A 15,747-nucleotide genomic window follows, 5' to 3' on the forward strand; every position below is an offset into this window, starting at 1 on the left:
CGGCCGCCGGGCGCTCGTGACGCCGGGGACGGGTCGCTGGTGCGGTGCGGGCCCGCGCCGGCCGGGTGGGCCGGCGGCGGGATCAGACCGGGGTGACGCCGTGCCGGCGCCGGGAGAAGTGCCGATCCTTGGTGCGGGCGGCGGCGAACCGGCGGACCAGTTCGGCCCGCAGCTCGTGCGGCTCGACGATCGCGTCGACCACCAGCTCGCTGGCGAGCCGGACCACGTCGATGTCGCGCTCGTACTCCTCGCGCTTCGCGGCGACGAACGCGGCCCGCTCGGTCTCGTCCTCGATCGCCGCGATCTTGTTCGCGTAGACCGCGTTGACCGCCGCCTCGGCGCCCATCACCGCGATCTTGGCGGTGGGCAGCGCGATCGTGGCCTCGGGCTCGAAGCCCGGGCCGGCCATCGCGTAGAGGCCGGCGCCGTACGCCTTGCGGACCACCACGCAGATCTTCGGTACGGTCGCCTCGGAGATCGCGGTGATCATCTTGGCGCCGTGCCGGATGATGCCCTGCTTCTCCACCGCGCTGCCGACCATGAACCCGGGTACGTCGGAGAGGAACAGCAGCGGCACGTTGAACGCGTCGCAGAGCTGCACGAAGCGGGTCGCCTTGTCGGCCGAGTCGACGAAGAGCACCCCGCCCTTGAACATCGAGTTGTTGCCGACCACGCCGACGACCTCGCCGTTCAGCCGGCCGAAACCGATGGTCAACTCCTTGGCCCAGAGGGCCTGGATCTCGAAGAAGGATCCGTCGTCGAGCAGGCCCTTCACGTACCGCCGCATGTCGAACGCCTGCCGCTCGCTCGCCGGCACCAGCGCGGCCAGGTCGACCTTCTCCGGCGCTCCGACGGCCGGCGCTGCCGGTGGCTGCTGCGTCCAGTTCGCCGGCAGGTACGACAGGTAGCGCCGGACCACGTCGAGGGCGTCCGCCTCGGTCTTGCAGAGGAAGTGCCCGACGCCCGACTCGGCGCAGTGCACCTTGGCCCCGCCCATCGCCTCCAGCGTGGTCTTCTCGCCGGTGACCATCTCGACCATCCGGTCGGAGCCGAGATACATGCTGGCGTTGCCGTCGACCATGGCGACCACGTCGCAGAACGCCGGAATGTACGCCCCGCCGGCCGCGCTCGGCCCGAACAGCGCGCAGACCTGCGGGATCGAGCCGGAGGCACGGACCTGGTTCCAGAAGATCTTGCCGGCGCCGCGGCGGCCGGGGAAGAGATCGACCTGGTCGGTGATCCGGGCGCCGGCCGAGTCGACCAGGTAGATCATCGGCACACTGGTCGAGTAGGCCCGCTCGATGATCCGGATGATCTTCTCGACGGTGCGGGCGCCCCAACTGCCGGCCTTGACCGTGGAGTCGTTCGCCATCAGGCAGACCGGGCGGCCGTCGATGGTGGCGGTGCCGGTGACCACGCCGTCGGCCGGGAGTCCGTCGGCCGTCGCGTTGGCGTAGAGGCCGTCCTCGACGAAGGAGCCCTCGTCCACCAGGAGCGCGACCCGCTCCCGGGCGAAGAGCTTGCCCTTGGCGGCGTTCGCCGCGTGGTACTTGTCCGCACCACCGGCCCGGGCCCGCTTGCGCAGCTGCTCCAGTGCCTCACCGTCGAGCGTCACGCCGACTCCCTCGCCACCTGAGCCGGTCACCTCGCGGGCGACCGACTGACCTGAACGATCGTTAGGCTAGCGCATTCGCGCGATGCTCGGCGACCCGCGGGCGACGGCGGAGACATCACCCGACCGCGCCCGCCGAGAGGCATTGAAAATCATGAATCTATATGGCTAGGCTCCAGACACCCCTCCTCCCGGAATGGAGTCAACGATGACCTCACGACTCAACCGGCTCGCGGTCGCGTTCGTCGCGACGGCACTTGCCACCCTCGGCGTCACGGTCGCCAACCCGGCACCCGCCTCCGCCGCCATGACCATCTGCTACAACACCAGCCAGGCGGGAAGCTACGCCGGCACCGCCAACCAGGCCGCCTCGATCTGGAACAACGCCACGTCGAACCTGACGCTCACGGCGAACTGCGGCTCCAACCTGCGGATCTACCAGATCACCGGCGGCGGCTCGTACGCCGTCCGGACCAGCCTCGGCAACGGCCGGGTCTACATCGACACCCAGCAGGCCGCGCAGTACAGCCCGCTGCGGATCATGACCCACGAGATCGGGCACATCCTCGGCCTGCCCGACAACTACAACGGGAACTGCTCGCTGCTGATGTCCGGCGGCAGCGCCGGCACCAGTTGCACCAACCCGTACCCGAGCACCACCGAGGCGAACCGGGTGAGCAACCTCTTCGCCGGCACCCGCAGCACGGACCGCGCCGGGTCCGAGATCTTCCGCGACAGCTGGCCGGCCGCGCTCACCACGGTGGGCTGACCGACCGGGTACGTCGGAGGGGCCGGCACGACGCCGGCCCCTCCCCGCATTCCCGAGCGGTCAGCTCGGCATCGGCGTCAACCGGGTACGCGGGCCCGCGCGGAGCACCCCGGACGGGAGCTGCCCGCCGACCAGCCGCTCGGCCAGCTCGGCTGCCTCGATCAGGGCGGCCAGGTCGACGCCGGTGTCGATGCCCATGTCGTGCAGCATGTGCACCGCCTCCTCGGTGGCCAGGTTGCCGCTGGCCCCCGGCGCGTACGGGCAGCCGCCGAGGCCGCCCACGCTGGCGTCGAACTCGGTCACCCCCAGCTCCAGCGCGGTCAGCATGTTGGCCAGGGCGGTACCCCGGGTGTTGTGGAAGTGCAGCAGCACGGGGACGTGCGCGTTGCGGTCGCGTACCGCGGTCAGCAGCTCGCGGACCCGCCGGGGCGTACCCATGCCGGTGGTGTCGCCGAAGGCCACCCGGTCGGCGCCGTCGCGGACCACCCGGTCCACGATGCCGGCCACCCGGGCCGGGTCGACGTCCCCCTCGTAGGGGCAGCCGAAGCTGGTCGCCACGATCACCTCGGCCTGCGCGCCGGCGCCGTGCAGCAGGTCGATCAGCTCGGCGATGTCGTCCAGCGACTCGTCGGTGCTGCGGTTCACGTTGCGCCGGTTGTGCGTGTCGCTGGCCGAGACCACCACCTCGATCTCGGTGAAGCCGGCCGCCAGGGCCCGCTGCGCACCCCGGGTGTTCGGCACCAGCGCCGAGTAGCGCACGCCGTCGGCCTTCACGGCCCGCTGCCACACCTCGTCGGCGTCGGCCATCTGCGGGATCGCCTTCGGGTGCACGAACGAGACGGCCTCGATCCGTTTCACCCCGGTGCCGGAGAGGGCATCGAGCAGCCGCACCTTGGCCTCGGTCGGGATCGGATCCTCGTTCTGGAGCCCGTCGCGCGGCCCGACCTCACGGATCGACACGGAGCCTGGCAGTTCCGCCATAAGGGGTCACCTCACTGTGACGCGTGCTGTCCTGTCCTCCCCAGCCTCCCACCCACTCCGCCCGCTCCGCACCCAGCGGCATCGATCATGAGGTTGACCGCGGCAACAACGAGGAACCGCACGGCCAACCTCATGATCGACGCAGCGAACCGGGGGGTGGGGGTGAGGTGGGTCAGGATGGTCAGCGCATGCGGCCGACGATGCCGGTGTCGTAGTCGCCGGAGAGGAACTCCTCGTTCTCCAGGAGTTCGGCGTGGAAGGGGAGGTTGTTCTTCGGGCCGGCAAGCTCGAAGGCGGCCACCGCCGCCCGCGCCCGCTCGATCGCCTCGGCCCGGGTCGCGCCGCTGACGATGAGCTTGGCCATCAGGCTGTCGTAGAACGGGGTGACGGTGTTGCCGTCGACGTAGCCCGAGTCCACCCGGACGCCCTCGCCCGCCGGCTCCACCCAGGTCTTGATCACACCGGGACCGGGCAGGAAGCGCTTCGGGTCCTCGGCGTTGATCCTCAGCTCGATGGCGTGTCCACGTGGGGCGAGCGCGTCCGGGTCGAACGTCGGCGCCAGGCCGGCGGCCACCCGCAACTGCTCCTCGACCAGGTCGACGCCGTAGACCAGCTCGGTGACCGGGTGCTCCACCTGGAGCCGGGTGTTCATCTCCAGGAAGAAGAACTCCTGCGTCGACGGATCGAACAGACACTCCACGGTGCCCGCGTTGCGGTAGTTCACCGCCTCGCCGGCCCGCACGGCCGCCGCCAGCAGCCGCGAACGCAGCTCCGGGGAGACCGCCGGCGACGGCGACTCCTCGACCAGCTTCTGGTTGCGCCGCTGCACCGAGCACTCCCGCTCGCCGAGGGCCACCACCCGGCCGTCGGCCAGGCCGAGGATCTGCACCTCGACGTGACGCACCCGGGGGAAGTACCGCTCGATCAGCACCGAGCCGTCGCCGAACATCCGCTCGGCGAAGGAGCGCACCTTGTCGTACTCGCTGCGCAGCGCGGCCTCGTCGGTCGCCACGCCCATGCCCATGCCGCCACCACCGGCGGCGGCCTTGACCATCACCGGGTAGCCGATCTCCGCCGCCGCCGCGACCGCCGCTTCGAGGTCGGCCGCCGGCTCGGTGGTGCCGGGCGCGACCGGCACCCGGGCCGCCGCCATCAGGTTCCGGGCGTTGATCTTGTCGCCCATCGCGGTGATCGCGTCCGCGCCGGGCCCGACCCAGATCAGCCCGCTCGCCTCGACGGTACGGGCGAAGTCGGCGTTCTCCGACAGGAAGCCGTAGCCGGGGTGGATGGCCTGCGCGCCGGTCGACTTGGCCGCCGCGAGGATGGCCTCGACGTTGCGGTAGCTCTGGGCCGGGTTGGCCGGGCCCACGCACACCGCCTCGTCGGCCTCCGTCACGAACGGCAGGCCGGCGTCCGCCTCCGAGTGCACCGCGATCGCGCGGATACCGAGCCGCCTGGCGGTACGGATGATCCGGCGGGCGATCTCGCCCCGGTTGGCGACCAGCAGCGACTCGATCATGTTTCCTCCCAGCGTCCAGGGGTCGGGACGGTGCTAGGGAACCATGGCCGGAAGGTTACTGACGAGTTGGCGTCGGGTCAGGAACCGGGGTGGGCCAGGAGAGCGGCCAGGGTGGCGGCGCGGAGCAGCTCGGCCCGCCGGCGCCGGTCCACCTCACCGCCGAGGAACGGCGTCGAGTTCATCAGGCCGAACGCGGCGTGGGCCAACACCCGCGCCTCGCCGTCGGGCATGCCCGGATGCAGTGTGGTCAGCACGGTCACCCACTGTTCGACGTAGAGCCGCTGGAGCCGGCGGATCCGACGCCGGGGCTCGTCGGGGAGCCGGTCCAGCTCGTGCAGGTGCAGGGCGATCACCGCCGGGTTGGCCAGCGCGAACTCGACATGGAAGTCGATCAGCGACTCCAGCGCGCCGCGCGGGTCGTCGGGGTGACCGGTAGACCGCTCCTGACCACCGGTGAGCAGCTCCTCGCTGACCGGAATCAGCGCGGCGACCAGCATGGCCTCCTTGCCGGCGAAGTGGTGGTAGAGCGCCGGGCCGGTGACCCCGGCCGCCGCGCCGATGTCGTCCATCGAGACGCCGTGGTAGCCCCGGGAGGCGAAGAGGCCGACCGCGATCTCCAGGATCTCGTCCTTGCGGGACCGGCGCCGGCCCGACCCCGCGGCACCGTTCCTCCCGCCCCGTGCCTGCTGCTCCACCGTCACCGGGCAAGCGTAGACCTCGACCGGCCCCGCGTGGAGCCTCTGTTACCCGTCGGTTGGCTCACGTTCGGGCCGGTGATCGCCACTTTCGCGCCGGTGACCGCCGGGCCCGCCCCCTTGACCCTCGCCCCGATCGAGCCCCGAGGCTCGCCGGCACGCCCGCCCCACACCGCGGGAGCTCCGCCCACACCCGCCCACACCCACCCCCGCTCCCTTCTCCGCGATCTTGCACTTTGTGCCCGGGCGAAACGGCTGATAAGCCGCGAATCAAGGGCCACAACTGCAAGATCGCGGGGAACGGGCGGGGGCGGGGAAGGGGCGGGGGTGGTTGGTTTGGCGGGAGGGGGTTGAGGGGGTGCAGTGGGTGCGGTGGGTGCGGTGGGTGCGCGGGACTCCTCCCGGCCACCGCCCAACCTTTTCCGGGTCCCGGTGCGTCTGCTTGGTGACGCGGTATGCGTGACGGCCGGTTGGAGGGGAGGTCGGATGGGACCGCCGACGACCGACGACGGACGGGACGGCTACGTCGCTTTCGTCGAGTGCCACCAGCACCGGCTGCTACGCGCGGCCTACCTGGTCTGCGGCAACCGGCACCAGGCCGAGGACCTGCTCCAGGATGCCCTGCTCAAGCTGGCCCTGCGCTGGCCCGCCGTGCGGCACGGCGACCCGGCCGCGTACGTGCGCGCGATCCTCTACCGCGACACCGTCTCCTGGTGGCGGCGCCGCCGCCGGGAGTGGCTGAGCGCGTACCCGCCGGAGCGGGCGACGGCCGAGGGCGACGGAGCACTGCGGCTCGCGCTGCGTGACGCCCTCGGCCACCTGCCGCCCCGGCAGCGGGCCGTACTGGTGCTGCGTTACTTCGAGGACCTCACCGAGGCGGCCACCGCCGAGGCGCTCGGAGTCACCGTCGGCACCGTCAAGAGTCAGTCCCATGCGGCGCTACGCCGGCTCCGCGAGGTCGCGCCGGAGCTCGGTCACGACGAGGAACGGCCCGGCGACGGCCTGGTCACCGGGATGGAGGTGAACCCGTGAGGGAAAAGGAACTACACCAACTGCTCACCGTCGCTGCCGAGGACGTCCGGCCGGCGCACCCCGCGGCGACCGGCTGGGAACGGGCCCGCCGGGTGCGTCGCACCCGCCGCGCTGCCGGCGCCGCCGCGCTCGCGGTCGCCCTGTTCACCGGCGGTACGGCGCTGGCTCTGCGCCCCGCCGATCCGCCGTCACCGGCAACCATCGCGACACCGGGCCGAAGCGCGATCCCGACCCCCGTGCCCGTACTGACGCTCCCGGCCGACCTGGCCTATCCCGGGCACCCGCTGGGCCGTCTGGGCGATCCGGTCGGCGCGACGCTCTCGGCCCGCCCGGTCCGCAAGGCGCTGGCGCTGTACCAGCCGGTCGACCCGGAGACCGCTGTCGAGGGGCGGATCCGGGTGCTCGGCGACGACGGCATCGTCCGGGACCTGGACGTGGTCACCCCCGCCAGGACCCGCGACGCGGAGGGCAACGAGGCGGTGCCACTCAAGACCGGAAGTCTCTCCCCGGACGGACGGACCGCCGCCTTCGCCCAGACCGGCGAGGTGATCGTGGTCGACCTGACCACCGCCGCCGTGCGCCGCCACCCGCTCAAGGGCTACCTGGAGCACGTCCTCTGGTCAGGCAACCGGCTGCTCGTCGGCGACCAGAACGCAACGTACGAGGTGGACCGGGCCACCGGCACCGCCAGGAAGCTGCCGGTGTCGCCGTGGGACGTGGTCGCCTCGGACCCGGCCGCCCGGCCGGATGCCCTACTCGAACTGGGCGGCACGCCGATGAGCGTGACGCGGATCCGACCGGTCGGCGAAGTCACGCACCGGGACAGCCGCCCGGTCGACTTCCGAGCGCTGCCCCGCGGCAACGTGGTCGACGAGTTCTACGGGCGGGGCTGGCAGCGGGGCGACCTGGTGGCCCGGGCCGGCTGGCTCACCATCGGAGACTCGAGCGGGATGGAGGGGGTCGCGCTGCTGAACGCCGGAACCGGCGTGGTGACCCACCTGCTCAACGTGGGCTTCGGCCGCTGGAAGAGCTGCTGTGAAGTGCTCGGCTGGGACCCGGACGGGACGGTGCTGCTCCGCTACGACCCGGGCGGGCTGCTGCGCTGGCGGCCGGAGACCGGTGAGGTCACCGGCGTGGTCCAGGACCTGTACGGCGAGGTCTCCCTCGCCACCGGCTGACCGCGCCGGCCTGTCCCGGCACCACCGCGTCCGTCAGTCCCCGTACGGGCCGCCCGTACTGTGGCCGCCATGACAGCTGCCCTGGTCGGAGCCGGCTCTACGGCACCTATCAAGATCTTGCTGGCCGAGGACCAGGGGATGATGCGCGGGGCGCTCGCCCTTCTGCTGGACCTCGAAGAGGACATGGAGGTCGTGGCCCAGGTGGCCACGGGCGACGAGATCGTGCCGGTCGCGCTGAGGATCCGGCCCGACGTCGCGGTGCTGGACATCGAGTTGCCCGGTCGTACTGGGCTGGACGCCGCCGCCGAGCTGCGTATTCAACTGCCCGACTGCAAGGTGCTCATCGTGACCACGTTCAGCCGTCCGGGCTATCTGCGCCGGGCGATGGAGGTCGGGGCGATGGGGTTCCTGTCGAAAGACGGCCCGGTCGACCAGTTGGCGGCGGCCATCCGGCGGGTGCTCAACGGTGAGTCGGTGATCGACCCCGCGCTGGCGGCTGCCGCGCTCAGCGCGGGGCCGATCCCGCTGACGGCCCGGGAGCGGGAGGTGCTGGAGGCCGGGCGGGGCGGGGCGACGGTGGCGGACATCGCGGTGAAGCTGTGGTTGTCGGAGAGCACAGTCCGTAACTACCTGTCGTCGGCCATCGGCAAGACCGGCGCCCGCAACCGTACGGAAGCGGCCCGGATCGCCGACGAACGAGGCTGGCTCTGAACCGGCTGCTCTGAACGGCTCTCCACTGTGCTGCCGGCAATGACATTTGTCCTGCCGGAGTCCGGACATTCTCTTCTACAGGACGTCTGAACTGCGCAATAGCGTTCTCGGCATGACGAGAACACACGGGGCGACAGCGACGGTGGCCTTTGCCGGTGCGGTCCGGACGTTCGGAGACGTGCAGGCGGTCGCCGGGCTCGACCTGACGATCGGGTCGGGCGAACGGGTCGCGCTGCTAGGCCGCAACGGGGCGGGCAAATCGACCTCGATCAGCCTGCTGCTGGGTCTGGACGAGCCGACCGCCGGCCAGGTGCGGCTGTTCGGGGATACGCCGCAGCGGGCGGTCCGCGCCGGGCGGGTCGGCGCGATGCTCCAGGACACCAAGCCCGTTCCCCGGGTCACGGTGCGCGAGCTGGTGGCCTTCGTCGCCAGCACCTACCCGAAGCCCATGCCGGTCGACGGGGCGCTGGCCCTGGCCGGGCTCGATGAACTCGCCAACCGGCGGGTGGACCGGCTCTCCGGCGGCCAGGCGCAGCGGGTCAACTTCGCCGTCGCCCTCGTCGGTGACCCGGACCTGCTGGTCCTCGACGAGCCGACCGCCGCGCTCGACGTGGCGGCCCGCCGCTCGTTCTGGGCGTCGATGCACGCGTTCACCCAGCGGGGCAGGACGGTGCTCTTCTCCACGCACTACCTGGAGGAGGCGGACCAGAACGCCGACCGGGTCGTCGTCATCGACCAGGGTCGGGTCATCGCCGACGGCAGCGGCACCGACATCAAGCAGGCCGTCGGCGCCAGCCTGGTCTCCTTCGACCTCCAGGGCCGTCCGGCGCCCGCGGGCCTCGCGTCGCTGCCGGGCGTGCTCTCGGTGACGGTCCTCGACGGCCGGGTGCGCCTGCGGACGGCCGACTCCGACGCGACGGCCCACGCCCTGGCCCAACGAGGGCCGGTACGGGGCCTCGAAGTGACCTCCGCCGGCCTGGAGGACGCCTTCCTGGCCCTCACCTCCGCCCCGTCTGACTGACGTCGTCCTCCGTCCCACCAGAGCGTCTCCTCCATACCAACCCAGAAGGCAGGTTCGTGATGCTCGGCCAGATCGTCCCGGTGTACCAGTACTCCAAGCTGGAACTTCGCCGCATCTTCCGGGACGCCGGTTTCGTCATCTTCGGCATCGGCACTCCGGTACTGATGTACCTGATGTTCACCAACGTCGGCGGCAGGACCGACGGCTCCTCCGGCTGGGCGGTCACCGCGATGGTGGGCCTGGCCGCGTACGGTGCGCTGAGCGCCGGGCTGACCGCCGGCACGGCGGTCGCCGAGGACAAGGCGGTGGGCTGGCTCCGGCAGCTACGTATCACCCCGCTGACCCCGGCCCAGGTGGTCGCCGGGCGGGCCGTGACCGGTTCACTGACGGTCCTGCCGACGATCGCGGTGGTGCTGCTCACCGGGGCGATCGTCAACGGCGTACGACTCGGGCTCGGCCAGTGGGTGGCACTGATCCTGCTGCTGTGGATCGGATCCCTGCCTTTCACCATGCTCGGCCTCGCCAACGGCTACGCCCTCTCCGCTCAGACCACCAACGTGGTCAACGTGATGACCAACCTGGTGCTCGCGTTCGTCGGCGGCCTGTGGTTCCCGGTCTCGGAGTTCCCCGACTGGCTGGCCGCCGTTGCCCGGTGGACTCCGGCGCACCGTTTCGGGGAGCTGGGCTGGGACACCGCGCGGGGTGTCGTACCGGGCCTCGACACGGTTCTGGTGCTGGTCGCCTGGCTGGCGCTGTTCAGCGGGTACGCCGGCTACGCGTACCGTCGGGCCAGCCGTCGCGCCTAGCGGTGGGACCAGGGCTGTCGTCGGGCAGTGAGACCACGACACGGGCAGGAGACGGCCGGACATGCGAAAGCCCCGATGGCCGACCACGAACGTCGACGCCGACCAACTGCCGGAGCTGACCGGGGGAAAGGCTTTCCTTCCGTGGCTGATGTTGACCGCCGGTGCCGTCGCTGACCTCGTACGGGGTGACGTGTCCCTGCCCTGGCTGGCCGGTGCCGGCCTGCTGACCTTCATCGCTCTCTACGTCGCGGTGACGTTCCGAGCGTTCGGCTCCCGTCGCCGTACGAACCCGACCACGCTGGGCCTGGTCGCCGCCCAGGCCGCCGTCACGTACTCGCTCGCCCTGGGGTACGGCGGCAGCTGGATCCAGCTGTTCATGCCGTTGGCGCTGGCGTGCGGTGTCGCACTCCGTGGTCAGCACCTAATCGTGGCGCTGATCGTCCTGGGCGGTTCGGCGGGCGTGATCTCCGGGGAACGGGACCACGACCCGCTGGCGGCGATGATCAACGGTTACGGGACCTTCATCTCCGGCGTGGTGACGGCCGCGATCCTCGGTCTCGCGGCGACGACGGCGGAACTCCGCCGGACCCGGGAGGAACTTGCCCGGTCCGCGGTGGATCAGGAACGCCTACGCTTCGCCCGCGACCTGCACGACCTGCTCGGACACAGCATGTCGGTCATTGTCGTGAAGGCCGAGGCGGTGCGACGACTGATGGAGCGAAACCCGGCGCAAGCAGCGGCCCAGGCGTCCGACATCGAGACCGTCGGCCGGCAGGCCCTGACCGAGATCCGGGAAGCCGTCTCAGGCTACCGCGAGAGCAACCTCGCCATCGAGCTGGACCGGGCCCGGTCGGCCCTGACCACTGCGGGGGTGACGCAGGATGTCCGGCTCTCCGGTCCACCACTCGATCCGGAGCCCGAGGCGGTGCTCAGTTGGGTGGTGCGGGAGGCGGCGACGAACATCATGCGGCACAGCAAGGCCACCCGTGTCGAGATCGTCATGGCACACACCAGGCAACAGATCCGACTGGAGATCACGGACAACGGCACCGGTCCGCCCCCGTCCCGTCCGGCGGTCCGGCGTGATGCGACCGCCGGCACCGGGTTGAAGGGCTTGGCGGAACGCCTCGCCGAGGCGGGCGGATCATTGGTGACCCAGGCCGGACCACAGGGCGGTTTCCAGGTGATCGCCGAACTACCGAAGCCGATGTGACCTCGAAGCCGCAGCCGGCACGCGGGGACCGACTGATGTGTCAGCTCGCGAGGCCGCCGGGCTGGTCGCCCTTCACGACGGGGGCCCGGACCAGGTTTCCCCACTCGGTCCACGAGCCGTCGTAGTTGCGCACCTGTGGGTAGCCCAGCAGGTGCCGCAGCACGAACCAGGTGTGACTCGACCGCTCGCCGATCCGGCAGTAGGCCACGATGTCGTCGTCCGGGCTGAGCCCGAGCTGGTCGGCGTAGATGGCGCGCAGCTCGTCCGCCGACTTGAACGTACCGTCGTCGTTGGCGGCGGACTTCCACGGCTTGCTGACCGCGCCCGGGATGTGCCCGCCGCGCAGCGCGCCCTCCTGCGGGTAGTCCGGCATGTGCAGCATCTCGCCGGTGTACTCGCCCGGCGACCGGACGTCGACCAGCGGGCGGCCCGCCGCCACGTGCGCCATCACCTGCTCGCGGTACGCGCGCACCGGCGCGTCGTTGCGCTGCGGCACCGGGTAGTCGGCGCGGGGCCGGGTGGCCTTGTCCCGGGTCAGCTCGCGGCCCTCGGCGACCCACTTCTGCCGGCCGCCGTCGAGCAGCCGCACGTCCGGGTGGCCGAAGAGGGAGAACACCCACAGGGCGTACGCGGCCCACCAGTTGAAGTTGTCGCCGTAGAAGACGACCGTGTCGCCCCGGCCGATACCCTTGGCGGCGCACAGCTCGGCGAAGCTGCGGGCGTCGAGATAGTCCCGGGTCACCTGGTCGTTCAGCTCGGTGTGCCAGTCCACCTTCACGGCGCCCGGGATGTGGCCGGTGTCGTAGAGCAGCACGTCCTCGTCGCACTCGACCACGACGAGACCTGCGTCGCCCAGGTGCTCGGCCAGCCATTCGGTGGTGACCAGCCGCTGCGGGTCCGCGTACGACTGGAGTCGGGGATCAGGATCGCTCGGCACAGACATGATCCCCAAGGTACGCCCGATCGCGGGCCCGCGGCCGGTCATCGGAAATCGGTGCAGCGGATGTGACGCGTCGCGCGTGACAGTGGCGAAACCACCGACCACCGAGGATCGCCATGACCGTACGGCACCGAACCGGGCCGCCCCGGGCCGCCGCGTCACCAGTGGACTTCACCGACTTCTACCAGGCGCACTTCCACCGGCTGGCGGTGCAGCTCTACGCGTATCTGGGGGACCACGCCGAGGCACAGGACCTGACCCAGGAGGCGTTCTGCCGGGTGCTGGAGCGCTGGGACCGGATCAGCGCGTACGACGACCCCTCCGCGTGGGTCCGTCGGGTCGCCTGGAACCTGGCCACCAGCCGCCTGCGCCGGGTCCGCACCGCCGTGCGGCACCTGGCCCGTCAGCGGGAGGAACACATACCCGGCCCGGAACCGGACCGGGTGGCGCTGAGCCGGGCCCTGGCTTCCCTGCCCGCGAGTCAGCGCCGGGCCATCGTGCTGCGTCACCTGGCGCACCTGAGCGTCGCGGAGATCGCCGATCAGATGGACGCCCCCGAGGGCACCGTCCGCTCCTGGCTGTCCCGGGGCCGGGCGGCGCTGGCCATCTCCTTCACCGAACGGCAGGAGGCCCACGATGCGTGAGACCGCCGTGGACGAGATGTTCGCCGAGTTCGAGGCCGACGCCCTGACCAGCTTCCGGCCACCGGGCGTACCAGCGGCGCAACGCCGGGTACGCGACCGCCGGCGACGTCGCCGGCGGCTGTTGGCGGGCGTGGGCGCGCTTCTCCTGGCCGGACCGGCCGGAGCGTTCGTCGCCGCCGGCCGGGACGCGGATCCCGGCCCGCTGATCCCGACGCCCGCCCCCTCCGTGTCGCCGACACCCACCGGGCAGCTCCCGGAACGGAGGGTCATTTTGCCCGGCGCGCCCGGCGAGCTGACCAAACTGCGATTCGTCGACGCCCGGCACGGCTGGGTGCTCTTCGACACCTGCGATCCGGGCGATCCGGACGCGACCGGTTGCCGGCGGACTGTCGGGCGGACCACCGACGGCGGGGCGACCTGGCAGCCGACGGCCAGGCTCGCCGACACGGAGGGACTGGCGTCCCTGTTGCCGGTCGACGACCGGACGCTCACGGTGATGGTCGGCGGTGGGTACATCGTCACCACGGACGGGGGCGCGGCCTGGTCCCACCACCCGTTCAGCGCCCCGCCGCCGAGCACCGCCACCCGCAGCGGGTTCCTCGTCCGTTGCCCGGGCGGACCCGGGCTGGGCGACGACGCGACGGGCAGGAAATGTCGCCTGGCGCGGGTCGGCTCCGGTCCCGTCCAGTCGCAACCCCCGGTGACCCTCACCCGGGAGAACACCGACCAAAGGCTCGTCGAGGGCGGCGACGGGCGGCTCTGGCTGACCGTACGCGACAGGGACCGGCTCACCGTCCTGGTCAGCACCGACGAGGCGGCGACCTGGCGGAAGCTGCCGGCCGTGACGGGGGCCGGACGGCTCCTGGTCTCCCCGGACGGTGCCGACGCCTGGCTGGTGAGCGTTCAGGAGGACGGATTCGACGTGAAAGCGACAAAGCAGGTGTGGCGGCTGGTCGGGAGCAGGTGGGAGCAGCGACCGGGCCTGCCCGACAGCACCAGTGACGTCGCCGCCGCGAACGGAGGGGTCCTCGCCGTCACCGGTGCCTACGGCAGCGCCGGCTTCTGGGCCGGCGGACGCTACGTCGACGTGCCCGAGTTGAGCGCCGCGCTGCGGTATGGCACCGACGAGAGCCCTTCGGTCGAGGTGCTGCGGGACGACACCGTCGTCGTGAGCACCGGAGCCGCCCAGATCACCGGCGTCGGTTCCGGCGTCGCACGCACGTGGACCCGGATCTCCTGACGACGCACCACGAAGAAGCCGGGGGGACAGCATGGGCCAGGCTGCCGGTACCGTCGACGGGCCCGACCGATGCCGTCGGGTTCGTCGACGGGCCCGTCGGCGGCGCGGGCATGCTCGACGGCGGGTTCGCCCGGCGTCGCAGGCAGGCGCGGGTCAGGCGCGGCGGTGGGCGATCCGCCCGGCGACCACGGTCACCAGGCAGGTGCCGTCGGCGTCGTGGACGGCCAAATCCGCGCGCCCACCGGCAACCAGCGTCGGCGGTACCGCGGCGGGCAGCACCAGCAGGTCGTTGCGCTCCACGGCCGCCCGCAGCGCCGGATCGGTCAGGTGGCCGGCCAGCACGGCGGTCACCCCGAGGCGCAGCAGCGCGTACACCCGCTCGCGCGGCGTGTCGGCGGCCGGCAGCGGACCGTCGTGCACCAGCCCCGGCCCGAGCGTGCCCGGCCAGCGGCGGGACCGGGCCCCGGCGTACGTCCCGGTCAGTTCGGCCAGCGGACCGACCGCGACGATCCGGTCGGCCCGGACCACGACGGCGGTCCCGGCGGTGGCCGGGGCGTCGGGCGCGGTCCGCAGCAGCGGCGCGGTGTGCAGGGTGAGCACGGCTCAGTCGGTGATCGGGCCGAGGGACGGGCGCTTGGCGGTGACCGTGTCGCCGGAGGACCGGCCGGTGAGCCGGCGCTTGATCCACGGTGCCAGGTGCCGCCCGGCCCAGTGCAGGTCGGCGGCACGGGCAGCCAGCCAGGGCGTCGGCGCGGGGTGTTCCGGCACCATCAGCCACTCCTCGTCGCAGCCGACGCCCAGCGCGTTGAGCACCTGCGCCGCGACCCGCCGGTGCCCGGCTTCGGAGAGGTGCAGCCGGTCGGTGCTCCAGAGCATCGGGTTGAGGTACGTGTCGTCGGCGTACAGGTCGACGAGCGTTGCGCCGTGCCGCTCGGCGGTCTCGCCGACGGCCCGGTTGAGCAGTTGCGCCCGGGGGGCGACGAGCCGTTGACCGGGCAGCCGGGCCATCACGTCGGCAAACCGGAAGAGGATCACGTCGGCACCGCCGGAACGCAGCTTCCGCACCACGTCGTCGAAGCGGGTAACCAGCGCGTCCGGGTCGAAACTGCGGCGGAGCATGTCGTTGCCGCCGGCGGCGAAGCTGATCAGGTCGGGCTTCATTGCGAGTGCGGCGGGCACCTGCTCGGCCACCACACCCGGGAAGAGTCGGCCCCGGATTGCCAGGTTCGCATACCGGAAGTCGGGGCCGGCGTCGACCGCCAGCCGGGTGGCCACCAAATCCGCCCAACCCCGGTAGCTGCCGTCCGGGTACGCGTCGTCCATGCCCTCGGTGAAGCTGTCCCCCACCGCCACGAAACTGCGCCAGCGCACCTGATCATCCCTCCG

The 15,747-nt window shown here is 71.9% G+C and carries 16 protein-coding genes; 9 read left to right on the top strand and 7 right to left on the bottom strand.

Features of this window, described 5'->3' with window-relative positions; all coding sequences use genetic code 11:
- Positions 1–82 precede the first annotated feature (82 nt).
- On the bottom strand, positions 83–1,615 hold the full coding sequence (locus GA0070608_RS09460; RefSeq protein ID WP_091625236.1) for an acyl-CoA carboxylase subunit beta: 1,533 nt from the start codon (positions 1,613–1,615) through the stop codon (positions 83–85).
- A gap of 205 nt (positions 1,616–1,820) precedes the next feature.
- Between GA0070608_RS09460 and GA0070608_RS09465 the strand changes: the two genes are divergently transcribed.
- A complete protein-coding gene (locus GA0070608_RS09465; RefSeq protein WP_091625241.1) occupies positions 1,821–2,381 on the top strand; it encodes a snapalysin family zinc-dependent metalloprotease in 561 nt (186 codons plus the stop codon).
- Positions 2,382–2,441: 60 nt separating this feature from the next.
- Here the strand turns inward: GA0070608_RS09465 and GA0070608_RS09470 are convergent, their stop codons facing one another.
- From GA0070608_RS09470 to GA0070608_RS09480, 3 genes are all read right to left on the bottom strand, one after another.
- Positions 2,442–3,362, bottom strand: a complete 921-nt coding sequence (locus tag GA0070608_RS09470) for a hydroxymethylglutaryl-CoA lyase (RefSeq protein WP_091625245.1) — start codon at positions 3,360–3,362, stop codon at positions 2,442–2,444.
- A gap of 181 nt (positions 3,363–3,543) precedes the next feature.
- On the bottom strand, positions 3,544–4,881 hold the full coding sequence (locus tag GA0070608_RS09475) for an acetyl-CoA carboxylase biotin carboxylase subunit (RefSeq protein WP_091625250.1): 1,338 nt from the start codon (positions 4,879–4,881) through the stop codon (positions 3,544–3,546).
- Between the two features lie 77 nt (positions 4,882–4,958).
- A complete protein-coding gene (locus tag GA0070608_RS09480; protein ID WP_091625254.1) occupies positions 4,959–5,582 on the bottom strand; it encodes a TetR/AcrR family transcriptional regulator in 624 nt (207 codons plus the stop codon).
- 480 nt (positions 5,583–6,062) lie between these two features.
- Here GA0070608_RS09480 and GA0070608_RS09485 point away from each other — a divergent pair, with 480 nt between their 5' ends.
- From GA0070608_RS09485 to GA0070608_RS09510, 6 genes are all read left to right on the top strand, one after another.
- A complete protein-coding gene (locus GA0070608_RS09485; protein WP_091625258.1) occupies positions 6,063–6,608 on the top strand; it encodes a SigE family RNA polymerase sigma factor in 546 nt (181 codons plus the stop codon).
- Entirely contained in the window at positions 6,605–7,786 is a 1,182-nt protein-coding gene (locus tag GA0070608_RS09490) for a hypothetical protein (RefSeq protein ID WP_091625261.1), read from the top strand. Before GA0070608_RS09485 ends, GA0070608_RS09490 begins: the two co-directional genes overlap by 4 nt.
- Positions 7,787–7,855: 69 nt before the next feature.
- Positions 7,856–8,497 (top strand): response regulator transcription factor, encoded by a 642-nt coding sequence (locus GA0070608_RS09495; RefSeq protein ID WP_091625266.1) that lies wholly within the window; start codon positions 7,856–7,858, stop codon positions 8,495–8,497.
- A 112-nt stretch (positions 8,498–8,609) separates the two neighbouring features.
- On the top strand, positions 8,610–9,518 hold the full coding sequence (locus GA0070608_RS09500) for an ABC transporter ATP-binding protein (protein ID WP_091625271.1): 909 nt from the start codon (positions 8,610–8,612) through the stop codon (positions 9,516–9,518).
- 59 nt (positions 9,519–9,577) lie between these two features.
- The gene (locus GA0070608_RS09505) at positions 9,578–10,324 is read left to right on the top strand and encodes an ABC transporter permease (RefSeq protein ID WP_218107504.1); all 747 of its coding nucleotides are present in this window, start codon (positions 9,578–9,580) and stop codon (positions 10,322–10,324) included.
- Positions 10,325–10,385: 61 nt separating this feature from the next.
- Positions 10,386–11,537: a sensor histidine kinase gene (locus tag GA0070608_RS09510; RefSeq protein ID WP_091625275.1), complete on the top strand. Its 1,152-nt coding sequence runs from the start codon at positions 10,386–10,388 to the stop codon at positions 11,535–11,537.
- Positions 11,538–11,577: 40 nt separating this feature from the next.
- Here GA0070608_RS09510 and GA0070608_RS09515 read toward each other — a convergent pair whose 3' ends face one another.
- Positions 11,578–12,480 (bottom strand): sulfurtransferase, encoded by a 903-nt coding sequence (locus GA0070608_RS09515; RefSeq protein ID WP_091634728.1) that lies wholly within the window; start codon positions 12,478–12,480, stop codon positions 11,578–11,580.
- Positions 12,481–12,593: 113 nt separating this feature from the next.
- On the opposite strand from GA0070608_RS09515, the gene GA0070608_RS09520 reads away from it, so the two are divergent.
- Together GA0070608_RS09520 and GA0070608_RS09525 are read left to right on the top strand one after the other, a co-directional pair.
- Positions 12,594–13,121: a SigE family RNA polymerase sigma factor gene (locus GA0070608_RS09520; RefSeq protein ID WP_091625279.1), complete on the top strand. Its 528-nt coding sequence runs from the start codon at positions 12,594–12,596 to the stop codon at positions 13,119–13,121.
- Entirely contained in the window at positions 13,114–14,361 is a 1,248-nt protein-coding gene (locus GA0070608_RS09525; RefSeq protein ID WP_091625284.1) for a hypothetical protein, read from the top strand. The genes GA0070608_RS09520 and GA0070608_RS09525 overlap by 8 nt, the downstream gene beginning before the upstream one ends.
- A gap of 153 nt (positions 14,362–14,514) precedes the next feature.
- Here GA0070608_RS09525 and GA0070608_RS09530 read toward each other — a convergent pair whose 3' ends face one another.
- Positions 14,515–14,961 (bottom strand): imidazolonepropionase-like domain-containing protein, encoded by a 447-nt coding sequence (locus GA0070608_RS09530; protein WP_091625287.1) that lies wholly within the window; start codon positions 14,959–14,961, stop codon positions 14,515–14,517.
- Between the two features lie 3 nt (positions 14,962–14,964).
- Positions 14,965–15,732, bottom strand: coding sequence for an SGNH/GDSL hydrolase family protein (locus GA0070608_RS09535; RefSeq protein WP_091625291.1), 768 nt, complete (start codon positions 15,730–15,732; stop codon positions 14,965–14,967).
- Between the last annotated feature and the right edge of the window lie 15 nt (positions 15,733–15,747).

This window comes from Micromonospora peucetia, assembly GCF_900091625.1.
Classification (GTDB): domain Bacteria; phylum Actinomycetota; class Actinomycetes; order Mycobacteriales; family Micromonosporaceae; genus Micromonospora; species Micromonospora peucetia.